This window comes from Bacteroidales bacterium (assembly GCA_014860585.1).
Taxonomy (GTDB): Bacteria; Bacteroidota; Bacteroidia; order Bacteroidales; family 4484-276; genus RZYY01.
In genome coordinates, this window is the sequence record JACZJL010000095.1 from 24,621 (window position 1) to 44,772 (window position 20,152).

16 protein-coding genes are annotated in these 20,152 nt (G+C 41.0%); 7 read left to right on the forward strand and 9 right to left on the reverse strand.

The window, feature by feature from the left end:
* The first annotated feature begins 140 nt into the window (after window positions 1–140).
* Both IH598_09695 and IH598_09700 read left to right on the forward strand, forming a co-directional pair.
* Window positions 141–1,109 carry a methionyl-tRNA formyltransferase gene (locus IH598_09695; GenBank protein ID MBE0638781.1) on the forward strand — a complete coding sequence of 323 codons (969 nt, stop codon included), beginning with the start codon at window positions 141–143 and terminating at the stop codon, window positions 1,107–1,109.
* 180 nt (window positions 1,110–1,289) lie between these two features.
* Window positions 1,290–1,559: an HU family DNA-binding protein gene (locus tag IH598_09700; protein MBE0638782.1), complete on the forward strand. Its 270-nt coding sequence runs from the start codon at window positions 1,290–1,292 to the stop codon at window positions 1,557–1,559.
* A gap of 31 nt (window positions 1,560–1,590) precedes the next feature.
* On the opposite strand, the gene IH598_09705 is transcribed toward IH598_09700, so the two are convergent.
* The 4 genes from IH598_09705 to IH598_09720 all read right to left on the reverse strand — a co-directional run bounded on the left by IH598_09705 (window position 1,591) and on the right by IH598_09720 (window position 8,090).
* Complete coding sequence (locus tag IH598_09705; GenBank protein ID MBE0638783.1) at window positions 1,591–2,208, reverse strand: DNA-3-methyladenine glycosylase; 618 nt, start codon at window positions 2,206–2,208, stop codon at window positions 1,591–1,593.
* Window positions 2,208–2,945, reverse strand: a complete 738-nt coding sequence (locus IH598_09710) for a glycosyltransferase family 2 protein (protein ID MBE0638784.1) — start codon at window positions 2,943–2,945, stop codon at window positions 2,208–2,210. Before IH598_09710 ends, IH598_09705 begins: the two co-directional genes overlap by 1 nt.
* A 75-nt stretch (window positions 2,946–3,020) precedes the next feature.
* Window positions 3,021–4,925 carry a RecQ family ATP-dependent DNA helicase gene (locus IH598_09715; GenBank protein MBE0638785.1) on the reverse strand — a complete coding sequence of 635 codons (1,905 nt, stop codon included), beginning with the start codon at window positions 4,923–4,925 and terminating at the stop codon, window positions 3,021–3,023.
* 99 nt (window positions 4,926–5,024) lie between these two features.
* Window positions 5,025–8,090, reverse strand: a complete 3,066-nt coding sequence (locus IH598_09720) for an agmatine deiminase family protein (GenBank protein ID MBE0638786.1) — start codon at window positions 8,088–8,090, stop codon at window positions 5,025–5,027.
* Window positions 8,091–8,314: 224 nt separating this feature from the next.
* Here IH598_09720 and IH598_09725 point away from each other — a divergent pair, with 224 nt between their 5' ends.
* The 5 genes from IH598_09725 to IH598_09745 all read left to right on the forward strand — a co-directional run bounded on the left by IH598_09725 (window position 8,315) and on the right by IH598_09745 (window position 15,172).
* On the forward strand, window positions 8,315–9,775 hold the full coding sequence (locus tag IH598_09725) for an aminoacyl-histidine dipeptidase (GenBank protein MBE0638787.1): 1,461 nt from the start codon (window positions 8,315–8,317) through the stop codon (window positions 9,773–9,775).
* A gap of 246 nt (window positions 9,776–10,021) precedes the next feature.
* Window positions 10,022–10,507: a DUF5606 domain-containing protein gene (locus IH598_09730; protein ID MBE0638788.1), complete on the forward strand. Its 486-nt coding sequence runs from the start codon at window positions 10,022–10,024 to the stop codon at window positions 10,505–10,507.
* The gene (locus IH598_09735; protein MBE0638789.1) at window positions 10,507–11,544 is read left to right on the forward strand and encodes a quinone-dependent dihydroorotate dehydrogenase; all 1,038 of its coding nucleotides are present in this window, start codon (window positions 10,507–10,509) and stop codon (window positions 11,542–11,544) included. The genes IH598_09730 and IH598_09735 overlap by 1 nt, the downstream gene beginning before the upstream one ends.
* Window positions 11,545–11,788: 244 nt before the next feature.
* Complete coding sequence (locus tag IH598_09740) at window positions 11,789–12,943, forward strand: putative DNA binding domain-containing protein (GenBank protein MBE0638790.1); 1,155 nt, start codon at window positions 11,789–11,791, stop codon at window positions 12,941–12,943.
* A gap of 72 nt (window positions 12,944–13,015) precedes the next feature.
* The gene (locus IH598_09745) at window positions 13,016–15,172 is read left to right on the forward strand and encodes an ATP-dependent helicase (GenBank protein ID MBE0638791.1); all 2,157 of its coding nucleotides are present in this window, start codon (window positions 13,016–13,018) and stop codon (window positions 15,170–15,172) included.
* A gap of 119 nt (window positions 15,173–15,291) precedes the next feature.
* On the opposite strand, the gene IH598_09750 is transcribed toward IH598_09745, so the two are convergent.
* The 5 genes from IH598_09750 to IH598_09770 form a co-directional block, all read right to left on the reverse strand.
* On the reverse strand, window positions 15,292–15,996 hold the full coding sequence (locus tag IH598_09750) for an SAM-dependent methyltransferase (protein MBE0638792.1): 705 nt from the start codon (window positions 15,994–15,996) through the stop codon (window positions 15,292–15,294).
* Window positions 15,997–16,081: 85 nt separating this feature from the next.
* Window positions 16,082–17,038, reverse strand: a complete 957-nt coding sequence (locus IH598_09755) for a pyridoxal-phosphate dependent enzyme (protein MBE0638793.1) — start codon at window positions 17,036–17,038, stop codon at window positions 16,082–16,084.
* Between the two features lie 6 nt (window positions 17,039–17,044).
* Entirely contained in the window at window positions 17,045–17,500 is a 456-nt protein-coding gene (locus IH598_09760) for a low molecular weight phosphotyrosine protein phosphatase (protein ID MBE0638794.1), read from the reverse strand.
* Window positions 17,501–17,543: 43 nt separating this feature from the next.
* A complete protein-coding gene (gene dnaA / locus IH598_09765; GenBank protein ID MBE0638795.1) occupies window positions 17,544–18,977 on the reverse strand; it encodes a chromosomal replication initiator protein DnaA in 1,434 nt (477 codons plus the stop codon).
* Window positions 18,978–19,444: 467 nt separating this feature from the next.
* On the reverse strand, window positions 19,445–20,152 hold a 708-nt coding region (locus IH598_09770), incomplete at its 5' end, for a gliding motility-associated C-terminal domain-containing protein (GenBank protein MBE0638796.1).

The following is a 20,152-nucleotide window of genomic DNA, read 5'->3' on the forward strand; positions in this document are numbered from 1 at the left end:
TTGTCAGGTTTAATTGTCCTTTTTGCAATGAGAATAGAGCCAATATAAAAAAAGGAGGATAGAGGTCAACTTAAAATCAGGCAAACCGGAAAACCACGAAAACTTTACTTTCGCCAAATTATTTAACGCATCGCCATTTAATGAAAAAAGACCTTCGCATTGTATTTATGGGTTCACCAAAGTTTGCCGTTGCATCACTTGAAGCAATTCTGTCAGCTGATTATAATGTAGTTGGTGTAATCACGGCACCGGATAAAGTTGCAGGTCGGGGTAAGCAGATCAGGAAAACCGATGTAAAAGAATTTGCTGAGAAAAAAGGGTTAAACCTATTACAACCGGAAAACCTTAAAGACCCTCTGTTTTTGAAGAACTTTAAAGCATTGAACCCAAACCTCGGTATAGTGGTTGCATTCAGGATGTTGCCCGAAGTGGTGTGGGCTTATCCTGAATATGGCACGTTTAATCTTCATGCTTCTCTGCTTCCTCAATATCGCGGTGCAGCACCTATTAATCATGCCATTATTAAAGGTGAAACGGAAACAGGTGTTACAACTTTCTTTTTAACGCATGAGATCGATACCGGCAATGTAATCTATCGTGAAAAACTGCCGATTGGTGAACTTGAAACTTTCGGCCAACTTCATGACAGGATGATGGTTGCAGGTGCTGCTTTAGTTCTAAAAACTGTTGAAGCCATCCAAAACGATTCTATCAGATTAACTCCACAGTGCAATTTATTCATGCCCGGTGAGCTATTAAACACTGCACCAAAGATATTTAAGGAAGATTGCCGTATTGACTGGACCCTCAAAGCAAAGGAGATTCATAATCTGGTGAGGGGACTTAGCCCGGTTCCATCCGCTTTTACTCATTTAATCAGCCCTTCCGGCGAACAGTTCCAAATGAAAATTATCAAAACTACATTCAGGGAGATTGAGCACCAGCAAAAGGCCGGAAGTATAAAATGCGACAACAAGAAGGAGTTCGGGATTTTTACGAAGGATGGAATTGTCCTGATCGATGAACTACAATTAGCAGGAAAAAAAAGCCTTTCGGTCAATGCTTTTTTAAATGGATTTAAACTCACCCCGGAGTGGAAAGTTAGATGAGTAAAAAGCATCATTCGGCTTGAAAGCCGCTTGAATTATAGATTTTTAACTAAAATTATGAACAAAAAGCCTTTTTTTTCCACATTTTAACCATTTTTATTGCTGAAATGCTTGCTATTATTCAGATTTAGCTTATATTTGCCGTGATAATTTAATTTATTAATCAAAATTTCATTGACCATGAACAAAGCTGAACTAATTGATGCAATGGCTGCCGAAGCCGGTTTGACCAAAGTAGATTCAAAAAAAGCATTAGATGCTTTCGTAAAAGCTACCACCCATGCGCTTAACTCAGGCGACAAAGTTACCCTTGTTGGTTTTGGATCTTTTGGCGTTTCAACACGCGCTGCAAGAACAGGAAGAAACCCACAAACAGGAAAAGAATTGAAAATTGCCGCCAAGAAAGTGGTAAAATTCAAAGCTGGTAGCGAACTGGCCGGGTCTGTTTAAGCCTTTAACGCAAATTAAAAAAAGCTCCGTTTTACGGGGCTTTTTGTTTTTCAAGGCAAAAGCGGTAAGGCAGCGATGCATCCTCTCCTGCATAATCCACACCTATGCGCTGTCCGGCGGTTATTTGTCCCGGAAACAACTCTCCCCTGTCTTCAATCCAAATGTGTAATCCGGAAGATGCAGAACCTTCGCCGGTCAATGGAAAACCGGAGTGAGAATAATGTATTCCAAGCAACTTGCATACATTTCCTGGGCCAATCCCTTGCCTGACATTAAGTTTTGAGCTTTTTAAGCGTCCAATCATCCGATCCATACCATCCAATGGAATTATTGCCCGAATCAGCACAGCATGTGGAACACCCCTGACATTTGTAACCACATTAAAAAGGGAGTGTATTCCATAACACAAGTAAACATAAGCAATACCTCCTTCTCTGTACATCACTTCATTTCGCCTGGTGATCTTACCTCCATAGGCATGGGAGGCCCTGTCCGTTAACCCTGCATAAGCTTCGGTTTCAACAATAATTCCAGAAGTTTGGCAATCATCGAAATTCGTAACAAGCACCTTTCCAAGAAGCCGGCGAGCCACTTCAACAACATCATCCTGCAGGTAAAATGATTTACTGATGTGCTTTCCGCTAATCATTAGTACAACTTTGATTTACGGATTCCTGTTTTGTGAAGAAAATGGATCAGGGAGGTTTGCAGCACACCAAGACCGTATTTTACACTTCGTCTGAAATTTATAGATGATGCCTCTTCAAAATATTTTGTCGGACATGTGATTTCAGCAATTTCAAATCCCGCCATAAAAATTTGTGAGATCATCTGATTATCGAATACAAAATCATCAGAATTTGACATGAATTTTATTTTTCTCAGCACTTCACCCGAAAAAGCCCTATAGCCAGTGTGATACTCCGAAAGTTTTTGCCAGAATATCCAATTTTGGAACAATGTCAAAATCCTGTTGGCAACATATTTATAAAAGGGCATTCCTCCCATCAGGGCTCCTTTGCCCAAGATCCGCGAACCAAAAACCACCTTGTACAAATCGTTGGCAATTAGATAGGCCATAGAATGAATAAGCTTTGGAGTGTATTGATAATCAGGGTGAAGCATGACTACGATATCAGCATTAAGTTCCAATGCTTTTTGGTAGCAGGATTTCTGATTGGCGCCATAGCCTCTGTTTTCAGCATGAACAAGTATATGTTTTATCCCGAGTTGCCTGGCAACTTCTACACTGTTGTCGTGACTTTTATCATCAACAAAAACCACCTCATCCACAATGTCGAAAGGTATTTCATTATAGGTTGCTTCAAGTGTCCTGGCGGCGTTGTAAGCCGGTAGGACTACAACAACCTTCATATTGTTAATCATAAATCTGGAAAATGAATTAATTAAGTGATTCTGGATTGATGAATCAGAGTGCAAAAGTAAAAACATTATCTGGTCTCAGGAAATCCAGAACAGCTTTTTATCTTTTGTGTAATTAACTTTTCCATTGTCAAGTAGCCACTCTATGACCCGGATTACCTTTTCGTGGCTCGTTTTTTCGACTGATAAAATTACTTTATCCAATTCCATCGGTTGAGCTTTTAGCAACGGTTTTATTTTCTCAATTACTGCATTGAATTCCAATTCATTTAAATCAACTTTGTTACGCTCGATACACACATCGCATTGGCCGCATCTTTTTACGTTGTTTTCACCGAAGTAAGTTAACAAAGTAACACTTCGGCATCGATTATGGGTTGTAAGGTAGCTGTGAAGCGATTTCAGCCTGTCGTATGCGACCCGTTTGCGAAGCGTATAATTTTCTTTTGAAATGTAAAGCTCTTTTGCGTCCAGGCGCTCTTCGGTGAAAATGATCTGAGGTTTGGTTTTTGACGGGATAAATACAAGCACCCCCATTTTGTTGAGCTTATCCAGTTTTGAGGTAACGATGTCCAAAGGAAGACCAGACCGTTTTGCCAGTTCATTCAGGTTAAATTTCACAAATTGTGTAAACAAACCGGTGTATGACCTCAGGATAATTTTGAGGAATACATCAAGATCGGGGTTCTCGACACGAAATTTATAAAGTTTCTCTCCGTGCAGTTTCACATGCAATTTTGGTGGATTGTGCACACCTTCATTTAGAATTAGATACCCTTCCTTTTCAAGGAATTTCAGTGCACTGTATGCTGTTACCGGGTTGAAATTATATTGGCGGCACAAATCGGAAATATCGAAGTCGTAGCTCATATTTTTACCGCTGCCAACTGCCAACCTGTAATAATTTCCCAATGCGTGATAAACGTTCCTGATGTTGTCTATATCCGGAAAGGACAGCTCGAACTGGTGTTCTGCATCCAACAGGTCAGCATCCTGATACATCATAACAGCCCATGATTTTTTGCCATCCCTTCCTGCACGCCCGGCCTCCTGGAAATAGGCCTCAATACTGTCGGGCATATCCACATGTACCACAAGTCGTACATCGGGTTTATCAATACCCATTCCAAAGGCATTGGTTGCAACAATAACACGCGGGTTTCCGGCCATCCATGCTTTTTGTTTTCTTTCGCGCTCTTCATTTTCCATTCCTGCATGGTAGTAGTCAGCGCGAATGCCAAACTTATTCAGATGCCTGGCAATATCATAGGTGCGTCTTCGGGTTCCGGCATAAACAATTGCACTACCCAGGACTTTCTTCAGCATTTCGACCAGCTTGCCGTTTTTATTCTCCTCATGCACGACAATATAAGCCAGGTTCTTTCGCTCAAAACTCTGCCTGATGATATGTTTTTCAATAAACTGGAGCCGATTTTGAATATCATCAACAACTGCAGGTGTTGCAGAAGCTGTTACTGCCAAAACTGGTGTGGACTGAAGTATCGGCCGGATTTCCGCAATTTGAAGATAAGGAGGCCTGAAATCATAACCCCATTGAGAAATGCAATGCGCCTCGTCCACCGCAAGCAGGTTTACCTTCATATAGCGCAATGATTCCCTAAAGTTGGGGGTGGCAAGCCGCTCGGGGGAGATGTAAAGGAATTTGGCATCGCCCAGCGTAACATTATTCAATGCCAGTTCAATCTCATTATAATGCATCCCCGAGTAAATGGCAAATGCTTTAATCCCTTGTTGTTTCAGTCGGTCAACCTGGTCTTTCATCAGTGCAATCAATGGTGAAACTACAATGCAAATACCCTCCATCGCCATGGCTGGAACCTGGTAACAAAGCGATTTTCCTCCCCCTGTTGGCATCAAGGCAAGCGTATCCTTCCCCGACATTACCGATCGGATGATCTCCTCCTGCATTGGCCTGAAGGTACTATAACCCCAGTATTTTATCAAAATCTGTTGAATGTCCATTTTTTATGGCTTGCAAGGCGAAGATAGCTATTCTTTTTAAACACAAAAAAAACCCGGCAAGGTTTAAGCCAGGCCGGGGTTTTAAACTTGAATTATTTGTTAGTTTAATTTTAATATCTTGATCATTTCGCTTCTTTTCGGGGTCACAATCAGGATAAACCAAATACCATTTTGAACTTCCTGACCAAAAGTATCCGTCCCGTTCCACTTGATTTGATGCTTTCCGGCAGATAACCATCCTTCGCGAATTGTAACAACTTTTCTTCCCTGCAGGTCCATCACATCAATGCTGGTTTCCTGATTGATGTCGTTGAAGAATTCAATTGTCATATCTTTTATGAATGGGCTGGGATAAACTTTTGTTATAGCACTTTGCTGCGGATTAATGCCGGTAATCAGATCAGTATCACAAACCAGAACCACAAAATCAACACCGGCATCAGAACCTACTGCGATTGAGTCGTACTGAATACCTGTTCGATTCTGATTTACTGGCAAAGGAATCCACACATCGAATGTAACTGTTTCCTGCGGCATCAGTAAATAAGGTAAAGTAACTGAAATATTATTCACGTACCAGTAGAACTCATTACTTCCTTCACTCTGAATTTCATTTAAGCTTAAAGGTACCTGAGATGAGTTTAGGAAGGTCACGGTTTGCGGTTCAAGGAAAGCCAATTCATCGATGAAATAAAGTGTATCCGGAGTGAGTGTTGTATTGTACCCAATTAAATCGGAATCCCAAGCCACAACCACGGTATGCAATCCATATTCAGTGGTGATATTCAGATTATCGTACAGCATATTCAATCGTTGCTGCGGAGGAGGAACAACAACAACCTTGAAATCGAGATTCTGTCCTGCAGGAAGTTGATATGGCAAGGATGGCAATGTGCCTTCAATCATCCATAAAAAATTAGTTCCCCAGTCTGTAATTTCTGTAATGGTAATACTTTCCGGGGACGGATTATTGATGTTCACCATTTTTCCGTTAATCATATCCTCCCATGACAGGAACCAAAGCGTATCTGGTGTTACCACCACATCCTGCATGGCAATTACTTCAAATTCCACAGGGATTTCGATTTCAGGATCGTCCGGGTCGTTGGAAGAAACGATTAGTTGCCCGTTATACAAACCTGCAGTGAGTTCTGTGGCGTTCATCACAACCGTGACATCGATGCATTGGGCAGGTTGTACAACACCTGATAAAGGACCGGCAGAAAGCCATTCGGTCTCACTTTCAACCACAGTAAAGTCAATTGAAATGTTGGTTGCCCTGTGTCCGCCATCACCATAAGTATCTTCGATCCAGACTTTCCAGGTTCCACTTACCTCCTGACCATTAAAGGCAGTCATGTCAATTGAGTATGTTCCATTGGGATTCCCGGAAGCAATCAAGGTTTGTGTTCCCGATGGAGATTCCAGATAAAAACTGCCTTCTTCCGGCCAGTTGTCGGTAGTCCAGGTGTAATTGATTTCAATTCCGGCAATTTCACCCGACATATTAACTGCGATATCCGTCCAGCCTAATTCGGTGTAAGTATTGTAATCGTAAGCACTTGCAGTTGGGCTATCAGGTAAATTAACCGAAAAATTTCCGTAAACCGCCGTATTTGGTTCGATAGTAAAATACAATTCCAAATTTCCGTAATTGCAGATTGTTAGTATTTCAGAAGTAGTTGAGCCGGCCATAGCAGATCCCGAAAGTTCTGTGGGATTGACTGATATCTGCGCAAATGCCTGCGAACCGATAAAGAATGTATGAGGGTCCGGTTCTCCAATAAAAGGATGTTTTATTCGCTGATCAGCCTGGTCGGCGGCAAAAAGGTAATAATCAATCTGGCTGCCCGGTGGTGCTGACGGAATATTACCAACCCAGGTCTGACCTGCAGAATTGGTCATGTTGGCGGATTGCCACGCAGCTCCGTTGACACGGTAAAAAATCAATACAGAATCAGCTTTCAAGGGTTGCCCGCTAAAGGTTTTAATCATAGCTTCAACCGGATAACTGGCCTGAACAGGTTGCTCTGCCAATAATGGGAGGTGACGAACATAAACCTTATCCAGGTCAGCGATACCTTTGGCGCGGCAATGCAGGGCATCCGTAGATTCCCAACTTCCGGTAAAACCAAGAATTTCATACCCGGGCATGGCCTCCTGGTAGGTGGCAATGGCTTCGTCATCCCACGACGAATTCATGATAGGGACAAAAACCCTGTCGTTCAGAATCAAAGAATTGGTGTAAGGCTGATTGTTGGGTGTGTAAACCCTGAAAACCTCCAATGGTGTGCCATAGGAAGAGGTTTGTGCGGCAAAATAAGCGGCAGTTGCTTCTATCTCATCGTATTGCGGATGAGTTGTGGGAACAGATCTGATCAGAATTTTATCCGGCGCCAGAAACTTTCCCCAGCAGTCAATGTGATCGATATACGTATTATTTGGGTCAGGTAGCACATGATAGGTATGGATTCCATAGTAATCCTGCATAATCTGGTTAATCTGTGCATGTGTCAGGTTGGTATTTTCGGTATAAACAATATCTGTTGAGGCAGAAACTCCCATCCCATCGGTCATATAATTGCCTCCGGTATGCAAAAGGTCAGTCTTGAAATAGTTGATCCCCAGGTGCTGAGAAACTTTCAATGGAATTGCATTGTCTGCAGGCCGTGGGCGGTTGTATTCAAAGTCAACAATTCCAATTTCATCATTTCCGTCAAAAACGAACCATGGGCCGTAATCCCTTGTCCAATAACTGTTAGTAGGAGCAATAATAAAAGTGCAATTGGCAAGATTCACCCCTTGATTCTGGTATTGATTGGTGACTGTATTTTGCTCGTTTTGACTGGCAACAATGGTTGTAACCCCGCATTTCTGGGACATAGCCGCAATCAACGCATAGGAAATTCCAAACTGATAGCGGATGAGCACCGACTGCATTTTTTCAAACTCTCCAAAATTGGTCACAGGTCCGGGGGGTGGGTCGGTTGCAAGGGCGCCTTTTCCAATCAGGTGGCTCAGTTTAGCTTCTTCAGGAGTCATCCAGTGTTTCAGCGTTACAGGTTTTTCCTTGTTTGTACTTAGTTGTTGAGCAAAAATGTCAGCAAATGGCAGTGAAAACGCCATCAAAAATATGAATGCTGTGCAGTAGGTAAATTGTTTCATGCAGAAAATCAGTTTAGAATATCTAATTAGGTAAAACGTTATTCCGGGCAAAATTAGATAAATGTTTTGGTCTGAAGACTCCATTATTTCAAAAGGTTTACCGCTGTTAATAATTCATAAATCAAAATTGCCCCTGTCACTGGAAAAGAATGGTCGGGCAAATATTCGTACTTTTGCAGCTCAAATAATTAATATACTGATTTTTAATATTTAAACAAAAACACATGAACACAAATCTTAGCGGTTTGAAACCGGAAGCCATTTGGAAAAATTTTGAACTGCTCACTAGAATCCCCCGGCCATCAAAAAAAGAGGGCAGAATTATTCAATTTATGAAGGAGTTTGGTGAAAAACTCAGGTTGGAAACCATCGTTGACGAGGTGGGTAACGTCATTATCCGCAAACCGGCTACTCCAGGTATGGAAGATCGTAAGGGGATCATCCTTCAGGGGCACCTCGATATGGTTCCTCAGGCTAACAGCGACAAGCAGTTTAATTTTGAAACCGATCCTATCGAAGCTTATGTTGATGGTGAGTGGGTAACGGCAAACGGAACCACACTCGGCGCCGATAACGGTATGGGAGTAGCTGCAGCAATGGCAGTACTCGAAGCAGGGGACCTCGTACATGGTCCTGTTGAAGCGCTTTTTACCGTAGATGAAGAAACCGGAATGACGGGGGCTTTTAATTTAAAACCAGGGCTTTTAAAAGGTGACATCCTTCTCAACATGGACTCCGAAGACGAAGGTGAACTGTACATCGGCTGCGCTGGTGGCGTGAATGCAAACGTGACCTATGAGTACGAAGAGATGGCTGCCAACGAAAATAGTGTTGGTTTCCGTGTAATGCTTTCCGGTATGAAAGGTGGACACTCTGGCATCGACATCCCACTTTACCGCGCTAATGCTAACAAACTATTGTTCCGCTTTCTCAAAAAAGCATCAGTTGAACTTTGCGTAAGAATAGCAGAAGTTGAAGCAGGAAGCCTCAGAAATGCAATACCCCGGGAAGCATGGGCAATTTTGGCCGTTGACAAAGATAAAGTTGAAGCACTGAAAACTTTGCTTGCTGATTTTGAGAAAACAGTAAAAAATGAATACAAAACAGCCGACCCTGATTTGAAAGTGACCTTCGAAATTGTTGACCTGCCAAAGAAGGTGATGAACGAGATGGCTCAACAGGACCTCATCCATGCTGTTTATGCCTGTCCGAACGGAGTCATAAGAATGAGCAACGATATGGAAGGGTTGGTGGAAACCTCAACCAATATGGCAATCGTTACTGTGAAAAACGGTGTTGCCATAGTGAAAAACCTGCTCCGAAGTTCAGTGGATTCCGCAAAACATGACCTTGGCGAAACTGTTAAGAGTGTTTTTGAATTGGCTGGTGCAAAAGTGGAACTTACCGGTGACTACCCGGGGTGGAAACCCAATCCTGATTCTCCGATTCTCAAAGAAATGCTCGAAATCTATAATAACAAATTCGGTAAAGTGCCCGAAATCAAAGCCATTCATGCCGGCCTCGAATGTGGACTGCTTGGTGGCGTCTATCCGCAATGGGATATGATTTCATTTGGACCCACGATCCGTCATCCACACTCACCAGACGAAAAAGTTCATATCGGTTCTGTTGAGAAATTCTGGGATTTCCTGGTTGAAACCCTGAAACACGTACCGAAGAAATAATCTGAGAAAATAATTCAGCCCAAAACCCGACGGGAATGACACTCTGCGTCGGGTTTTACTGTTTTTAAGCGATTGATTCGAACAATAGTAAGATGAATCAACAACTGATTTTTTAGTCATGAAAATTTATTATCTATTGTTTTTTAACGAGTTATAAGATTTAATTTTGCGAAATTATGCTTACTGCTTTTCCCATGCTTCGCAAACTACAGTTTTACTATTTTTGCCAAAAATTAATTAATCATGATGGATTTAACCAAAATTTTATCAATAGCCGGTAAACCAGGATTGCACATGAATGTTGGACAAACTAAAAGCGGTTTGATCGTCGAATCCTTAGCAGATGGAAAACGATTTCCTGCTTTTGCCCATGAAAAGATGAGTTCACTGGCCGAAATCAGCATTTTCACCACGGATGAGGACGTACCGTTGATTGATGTCCTGAAAAACATCTATGAAAAATACGATGGAAAGCCCGCAATCAGCCCAACCTCAAGTGGAGAACAACTGAAAAACTTCATGAAAGAAGTGCTTCCCAACTATGATGCGGACAGGGTTTATACTTCGGATATTAAAAAACTGGTAAGCTGGTACAACCAACTTGCCGAGAAAGAGATGCTCGATTTTGCCGGGGAACCGGCTGAGGAGGTCAAAGCTGAGCACAGCACAGAAACAACTTCTGAATCGGAAACTGAGGAAACCGACAGCCCATCCAAAGCAGACATCGCCTGATGTACAAAATCCTGGTCAGACCATTACTTTTCCTTTTTTCGCCCGAAACCATCCATCACTTGGTAGTCAAGGGTTTAAGACTTTTTTTTAAAATACCGGGAAAAAGTTGGTTTGTTAAAAAAACAGCACTTGTTGATGACCCTTCTTTAGTGCGCGAGGTATTTGGGTTGAAGTTTAAAAACCCTGTGGGAATTGCTGCCGGATTTGACAAGCAGGCTGAGATGTTCAACGAATTGGCCAACTTTGGATTTGGTTTTGTCGAAATCGGGACTATAACACCTAAACCCCAGTCAGGAAATCCCAAACCACGACTTTTCCGGCTTCCGAAAGATAAAGCACTGATCAACCGTATGGGATTCAACAATATCGGAGTGGACGAAGCCATCAGGAACCTGAGCAATCGAAAAACAGACATCATTATTGGTGGCAACATAGGTAAAAATACAGCCACGCCCAACGAAAAAGCTGCGGAGGACTATTTGATCTGCTTCGAAAAACTCTTCGATTATGTGGACTATTTTGTGGTAAATGTGAGTTGTCCCAACATCACCGATCTTCATGAATTGCAGGATCAGAAAAGTCTGATGAATATTCTTGACCGTCTGCAAATTATCAACCGCAGGATGCCAAATCCTAAACCCATCTTGCTTAAAGTTTCGCCTGACCTTAACGAAAAACAACTGGACGAAGTGATTCAGATTGTCAGGGATTCAGGTATTGATGGAGTTGTAGCCACCAACACCACGATCACCCGCGAGAACCTCACTACTCACGCCGAAAAAGTTCGGCAAATTGCCAATGGCGGCCTGAGTGGAAAGCCAATCAGAGAACGTTCTACAGAAGTAATTCGCTATTTAGCTGAAAAATCGGGCAAAGCCTTCCCAATCATAGGTGTTGGAGGCATTTTCACACCTGAAGACGCCCTCGAAAAACTCAACGCTGGCGCCGACCTCGTTCAGGTTTACACCGGGTTTGTTTACGAAGGTCCCTACATCGCCAGAAGAATTAATAAGAGACTATTTATAGATAAGATTTAGGGTGTAATACACTTCTGTCAAACATTTTGCAGTCTAACATTCACTTAAGAGTTAGCCATACACTCTGAATCATTGGCCTTTCAATGGATTACAAGTTAGAAATTTTCCATATTTTGATTTCTTCACCAGCTTCAATCTTTCGAAAAGTTGTTTACTTTTGTTGCTGGAAATGAAATTTGCATGATGGAAATCATTGGATTTGCAATCAAACAGAGGTAGGAGAACAGAATAATTTAAGTGATTTATGGACGCATCTCAAATAATGAACCTGATTAGCTTAGGAGAAACCAGTACAGTGCAATTTAAAGCAAATGTACACAGTGAGCTAAGCATAGCTCATGAAATGATTGCATTTGCAAATACAAAAGGTGGAAAAATCCTTATTGGCGTTGATGATAAAACCTGGAAAATTATTGGGCTTAATGAAGATGATTTGCGGCGATTAACAAATCTTTTAGTGACAGCAGCTGATCAGCATGTTAAAGAACCTCTCTTCATTGGTACTGATACTGTGGATATTGAAGGCAAGAAAATCATGATTGTAACCATTCCGGAGGGTATTTCCAAACCCTACAAGAGTATTGATGGAGTGATTTTCATGAAAAATGGCGCGAATAAAAGAAAAGTGACAAGCAATGAAGAGATTTCAAGATTACTTCAAAGCAGTGGCTACCTTTATGCTGAGGAAAGATTAGTATCCATAAGTTCATTGGAAGACGTTAATTGGGACAAATTCAAAAAATTCTACGAAGAGCATTACAAAGAACCATGTGAAAAGGAACATTTGAAAAAATATCTTACCAATTTACGTTTAGGCTCGGAATCGAGACTTAATCTGGCAGGTGCGCTATTGTTTGGTGGTAATCTTCGAAAACTTACTCCACAATTTTTTATCACAGCAATTTGGTTCTGGGGAAACGAAATCACCGATAACAATTATCGCAGCAGTGATAATCTGTATGGTACATTAGATGAGTTGTACCACAGAGGATTCGACTTCCTTTTTTCAAAGTTGAACAAGATTCAGGCAGGGCAGCCTTTCAACAGCATTGGGAAACCTGAAATACCTGAGATCGTCATTACAGAACTTCTGGTGAATGCCCTGATTCATAGGGATTACCTAATTAATGATTCCATTAAGCTTTATGTTTTCGAAAACAGGATTGAGATCATCAGCCCCGGGCGCCTACCTAATAACTTAACAGAAGAACAAATAAAAAGAGGAATACGTCGAACGAGAAACAGTATAATTGCTTCATTTGCCCCGTATCTCATGCAATATCGTGGCGCCGGTAGTGGTATTTTACGGGCATTAGAAGCATATCCGAATTTCGATTTGAAAAATGAAATTGAAAATGAAAGATTTGTGGTTACGATTAGAAGGCCATCTATCCAATGAAACCGAGGCAATATGTCCCAAACAGCAATAATTTTTTCTATTGACATTAGTTCACAATTATCCTAATCGCTAGTGACTACCGCCAAAACAGATTTAAGTAACCTCAACGACAAGCAGCAAGAGGCTGTCGTTAGCGAACACAAGCGGCTTCTGGTTTTGGCAGGCGCCGGTTCAGGCAAAACAAAAACTTTGCTACAAAAGCTAATTTATTTGATTGAAGAAAAAGGTGTTAGCCCAACAAATATACTCGCTATCACATTTACAAAAAATGCCACCAACGAAATGATTGACCGACTGATCATTTCGGCAGACAATACCGATGAATACGAAAACATTCTGGCTGATAAGAACATTAGCAGGCCGGGTAAAGACGCACAACGCTTTGAACATCAGAAAAAGCACAAATGGATTCACAACCTGACTATAAGGACGTTTCATAGTTTTTGTTATACCATTTTGCGAAACTTTGGAGTCAATGAATTTGACAATAAATTCAGGATTATCAGTGATGAAAAACGCGACGAGGATGATGCGCTATATAAGTATGTTGCATCAGAAACAGTCTTTGAGGTAGTGCATAAGCTATTGATTGGGCAATGCATTGACACCGACTACCTGCTCAGGTTAAAACGGTACATTCTCGATTACATCATTGATCAGATTCATAAACAAAAGCCGCCGGGCACATTCAGCCACAAAGACGGCAAATACTATACAACCCTTGATGGCACGAAGGTCAGGTCGAAGTCGGAGCAATCTATTGCCGACTGGCTCTACCGGCACAGCATTAAATACGAGTATGAACCATTGCTAAATATTAAAGACTTTTCTTTTCATCCTGATTTTTATATTCCTGCTGCGAATCTGTACATTGAACATGTAAGCAGTAAAAGCTACTCAACAACCGACAAGGAAGAACAATTTAAAAAGGGAAAATTGTTGCTGGTAAAAACTCATGAAAGCATGACAACAGATTCCGCATTATTTAATCACGCAATGGACAGGATAGTAAAAAACCGCCTTCCTGCTGATTACCATCGGAATATAACCCTTTCGTACCAGGAAGAGTTTCAGGGTTACCAAAAGGATGTAAGTGATTTTATTACTCAAATCATTCGTATTACCGATTTAATAAAGGTGGAGAATACTCATCCTGATTTGGTTTTGGAAAATGCCAGGAAAGACCAGCACGAAAGGGTAAGACATTTCTATGAATTAGCGATTCCCATCGTTAATAATTATCTTCATTATTGTACTGACAAATCCTACCTCGATTTTAATGACCTGATTTCCCGCAGCATTTCTCTTTTCAACAATTACCCCGATATTTCAGGTAAATACAGAAACCGATATAAATACATTTTGGTTGATGAGTTCCAGGATGTTAACAACCTGCAGGTGGAACTGCTGAAATTACTTCTCACTGGTGAAACACAGTTGTTTTGTGTTGGCGACGACTGGCAAAGCGTTTATGGGTTCAGGGGATCAAACATCAATTATATTATTGAGTTTGAGAAACATTTTGATGATGCAAAAATCATCACCCTCAATCTGAATTATCGGAGCACACACAATATAGTCGAAGCAAGCAATGAAGTGATCCGCCATAACAAGTACAAGGTAGAAAAGGACATCCACGCTTCTAAGAGATCTGAACATAAGATAGTTGTTTTTGCAGGCAACAACGAGGATGAAAATATCCAATTCTGCCTTGATCGGGTCAATGAGCTACTGGCTGTTGGTGTCAATGGTGAAGATATTTTGTTTCTTTACAGGAGAAGTAAAATGTTCTGGCCATACAGAATTGTTTTTAAAAACGAAAATATTAAGGTGCAATCAAAAACAATTCATGCATCTAAAGGACTTGAAGCGAAGGTTGTTTTTATTATAGGTCTAACCGAAGGATATGGTGGGTTTCCAGATATCTGGATGGAAGACAGGATTTTTCAGGTGATCAAAAAAGCCAACCATGATTTATTGATGGAAGAAGAGAGGCGACTATTTTATGTTGCCATCACAAGGGCTAAGGAAAAACTTTTCCTGATTACCGAAAAAGGGATGGAGTCGAGTTTTCTGAGAGAAATCCCAACAGTCTTTACTGTAAGAACTTCCATTCCAATTAAATCGGTAGTTGAAAAAGTTGTTCTATGCCAAAGCTGTTTCAGCCAACTCGAGAAACTTTGGGTCGTTTGTCCGTACTGTGGTAAAAAGATTGTCAATCGCCAGTAAAGTACTGAGATTGCTGAGCATCCGGTAACTGACTGAATTCATTCAACCGATAAAGAGTGCATGGCAAAAAACAGGAAGTTGGATTAGTTCATAAAGTTTTAAAACCAAACCAAAAACTTTCATATATAAATCAAAAACACTGTCGGCTTTTTATTTAAATCCGGCTTTTGCTGCTTCCAATGGGAAATAGTTCGGGTAATCACTGATTCGTTTGTTGTTGTGAGTTCGGTGGCAATGCAAAGTTTCAGTTGAGAGGAAACTCCGGCCAGCAAAGATTCCAGCAATTTGTTGTTCCTGAAAGGAGTTTCGATGAAAATCTGTGTCTGATGGTTATTTAAGACTGCCGACTCCAATTGCCTGAGTTTTTTTTTCAAATCATCCCTATCAATAGGCAGGTAACCGTGAAAAGCAAAGTTTTGCCCGTTAAATCCGGAAGCCATTAACGCCAGCATTAACGAAGAAGGCCCAACCAAAGGAATAACAGGGATGTTTAACGCATGGCAAACTTCCACTACTAATGAGCCTGGATCAGCAATGCATGGTACTCCGGCTTCCGACAATAAACCCAATGGTTTCAATCTGTTTTTCAGATTTAGCATTGCAATCAATTCATCCGCATTGGAATGCTTTCCAATTTCGAAAAATGTTACTTCATTAAAATCTTTGCTAAATCCGGCCTTTCGTAAAAAACGCCTAGCTGATCTGACATTTTCCACCACAAACTCATCAATGAATTCGATGGTGCGAAATACACTCTGGGGTAATACATCCGCAGGTGGTGTATCGCCAAGTGTTACAGGTATGAGATAGAGTGCGGTTTTCATCAGCAGGCTACCATGCTATATATTTTAGAATTCGAATTGAAAAAAAGTACCAGATGATTGCTTCCATTTGCTGAAAATAAGCGTATTACATCCACGGTAACTCATCCAGATCAACATTTCCTCCGGAAAGAATAATTCCTGCATGCTTCCCTTGAACATCAATTTTTTTCTCAATCAGCGCTGCAACAGGCACTGCTGATGATGGCTCGATGATTATTTTCATCCGCTCCCACACCAGTTTCATGGCCTCTATTATTGCAACTTCACTAACAGTTACAATGCTTTCGACATACTGGCTGATTATCGGAAAGGTGAGAGTTCCAAGTGACGTGCGAAGGCCATCTGCAATTGTGTTTGGATTTACAGAAGGAACAAATTTCTTTTGGTAGAAAGATTGAAATGCATCATCAGCCTGCTCAGGTTCGGTGGCAATTACTAGTGCCTTTTTAGCAAAATAGAATGCTGAAAGAGCGGTTCCACTCAATAAGCCACCTCCGCCAACAGGTGACAGGATGATGTCAAGATCTGGAAAATCTTCCAGCAACTCTAAAGTAGCAGTTGCTTGTCCGGCAATGATTCTGAAATCGTTGTATGGATGAATTAATACTGCACCCGTCAATTTAAGTACCTCTTCCAGCGTTGATTCCCTGGAAGCCAGGTTGGGTTCGCAAAAAGTGATTTTACCGCCATAATGTTTAACGGCAGCCACTTTTACTTTCGATGAATTGGAGGGCATAACTATATGTGCATCAATGCCTCTTAATTTTGCTGCCCTGGCTAAGGCTGCCGCATGGTTCCCCGAAGAATGGGTAGCGACGCCCCTACCGGCGGAATCTTCATCCAATGAAAATACAGCGTTATTTGCCCCGCGAGATTTGAAAGCCCCTGCCTTTTGCAAATTCTCACATTTAAAATATAGATGGCAACCAAAAATCTCATCAAGATTTTGAGAGGTCAAAACCGGTGTTCGGTGGACATAAGGGCTGATGCGATGCGCCGCAGCAAGGATATCGGATTTGGATGGGAAAACAAATGTGTCCAATGTGATTTAGCGTTTTTTGGTTTCAATATTATCAGCGATCTTTTCGCAGGCTTCATCTAACATTTTGAACACAAGCTCAAAACCATCATTTCCACTATAATATGGATCAGGAACTTCAAAATGTGATGCCGGCTCCACAACGTTCATAATCAGTTGCACCTTAGACCGGTCTTCATCGTTTCTGGCCAACCTGCTAACATTCCTGAAGTTTTGCCCATCCATCACGTAAATCTTATCATAGTAGTCAAAATCATTAACCACAAATTGTCTTGCCTTGTGATTTGATATATCAATTCCATGCCGGCGAGCCGTGGAAATCATTCGTGAATCGGCTGATTCGCTGATGTGGTAATTGGAGGTTCCTGAAGAATGCACTTCAACTTCTAAGTTTCGCTCAGTAATCTTTTGTCTGAGAATGCCTTCTGCCAGCGGTGAACGGCAAATATTGCCCAGGCACACCATAAGAACTTTGGTTTTCGGCTGATTTTCCATCTTTTATAATGATCTACAATTTGATCATCCTGTCAAGATCGTCAACGTAAATTTTGAAATCTTTATCTGTTTCAACCAGGTTCTTTACAGTGCGGCATGAATGGAGAACTGTGGCATGGTCCTTATTACCGCAATGTAAACCAATTGTAGTCAGGGATGCCTTGGTATGCTCCTTAGCGAAATACATGGCAAGCTGCCTGGCTTGTACAATGTTCCGCTTTCTGGTTTTTGAATTCATTTCTTCGATGGTAAGGCCGAAATACTGCGAAACAATTTTCTGGATGTAATCAATGGAAATTTCCTTATTTGAATTCCTGATAAAACTGTCCACAATCTGGCGGGTAAGGTCTATGTTGATCTCCTTTTTATTGAGAGAGGCCTGCGCCAGGAGCGAAATCATAGCGCCTTCCAACTCGCGGATGTTGGTCGTGATGCTGTAAGCCAGATACTCAATCACATTATCGGGCATTGTGATCCCATCGTTATAAAGTCTCTTTTGCAGAATGGCCATTCTTGTTTCAAAGTCAGGTTGCTGTAAATCAGCAGTCAAACCCCATTTGAAACGGGAAAGCAGCCTGGCTTCGATACCATCGATTTCAACAGGAGGTTTGTCGGAGGTAATTACAAGCTGCTTCGAACGCTGATGCAACTGATTGAAAATATGAAAGAAGACATCCTGTGTCTTTTCTTTTCCAGTAAAAAACTGAATATCGTCAATAATCAGTACGTCAATCAACTGGTAGAAATTTGTAAAATCGTTCTGGTTGTTGTTCCTTACCGATTCGATGTATTGCGAATAGAATTGGTCGGCTGAAACATAAAGCACTGTTTTATCAGGAAAATTATTTTTTACCTCAAGGCCTATGGCGTGCGCGAGGTGGGACTTCCCCAGTCCTACCCTGCTGTAAATGAATAATGGATTAAAAGCAGTTTTCCCCGGGTTTTTTGCAATGGCAAGCCCCGCCGATCGGGCAAGGCGGTTACAGTCGCCCTCAATGAAATTATCGAATGAATAACGCTCAACCAGTTGGGAGTTGATTTTAACTTTTTGAATCCCGGGTATGACGAATGGATCAGGAATGACTTTGGAGCTGCTTTTTAAGTTTAAGGGAATAGAGACATCAGGATTTTTTGTTGCCGACCGGTTAGAGGTAGGCATTACAATTGAATAAGGATCGCTGTGGTTCGTTGAGTTTTCGATCAGAATGCTGTATTCAAGCCTTCCCTGGGAACCGAGTTCTTTCTTTATTGTTCTTTTCAACAAGTCGATGTAATGCTCTTCAAGCCATTCGTAAAAAAACTGGCTGGGAACCTGGATTGTAAGGACATTATCCTTTAATTTTAAAGGCCTGATCGGCTCAAACCATGTTCTGAAACTCTGATAGTTAATATTATCCCTGATGATTTTTAAACAATTGTCCCAAATTTTTTTTGCAAGTTGCTCCATATACTTTCCACTTATTTACCTGTTATTCAATTGGTTAATTTGAAAAATGCTGTTGATTAACTTGAATTTTGAGGACTAAATTCTCCTTAAAATTTTCAACAAAGATCACTTGAAATTCGTTGATAAAAAAAATATTCATCTATTGCTTTTTACAAATTTTTTATTCTGAAAAATTAAACATTCTTTCACGACAAAAACTCAATGTCTTGTTTCTGACCAAAAAATGATGTGATTTAGATAAATTTTAAATAATTTTCCATCTTCAGAATTTCCATTTTCCTGAACAAAAAAATCGAAATAATCTGCCTGACCTAAGCCCAAAATTCAATGACCAAAAAGTTGCTAAAATTAGACTTACTTTTTTGATTGGAACAACTAAGAATTCAAAAAAAATGTGAATAATTTTTTCAGCATAATCAGATAGGATTTAATCTTCTAAAAGAGAGGACTATTAAGATTTTGAAGGGTCATCGCATGATCGAAATTGACCCTTTGAAGATATCCGTACCAAAATACCCGTTTGCCTTTAATACATAAAAGTAAACACCATCCTTGAGGTTACCTCCATCCCAGTCGCCCTGGTAATTATTTTTGGAGTATACTTTTTTACCATAACGGTTAAAAATGGCAATCTCATTGCTCATATAGTACTCAAGTTCTTTTATCTCGAAAAGCTCATTACTCCCGTCTCCATTTGGAGTAAACACGTTTGGAATATCCACTTCTGCCTGGGAAATATCAACCTTAAGCGATACAGAATCAATACATTCGTTGCTTGTTGTGTATTTAAGTTTAATCTCATACTCCCTTACCTGGTTAAAGACTTTTTCAGGGCTTTCCAGTGTTGAAAAGGTGGTGTCGCCAAAGTTCCAGTTCCAGTCGATGATCTGAATGCTATCGATTGAAGTGTTTTCAAAGGAAAAGTTAACAACCGGGTTTTGGATGTAAATCTGATCTTCCGGGTCGCGGATGATATTAACCGTTGGCATATCAAAAACCTTCACTGGCAGCAATGTATCCCTCAAACAGCCATACTGGTCGGTGACTTCTATTTTGTAGTTTGCCTCACATAACCCAAAGGCTATGGAATCGTATTGTCGTGGTTGCGTTGTTGGCCAAAAATACTCGTAAGGTGGCAATCCTCCTGATACCAATACTTGCAATTGGCCCCGACA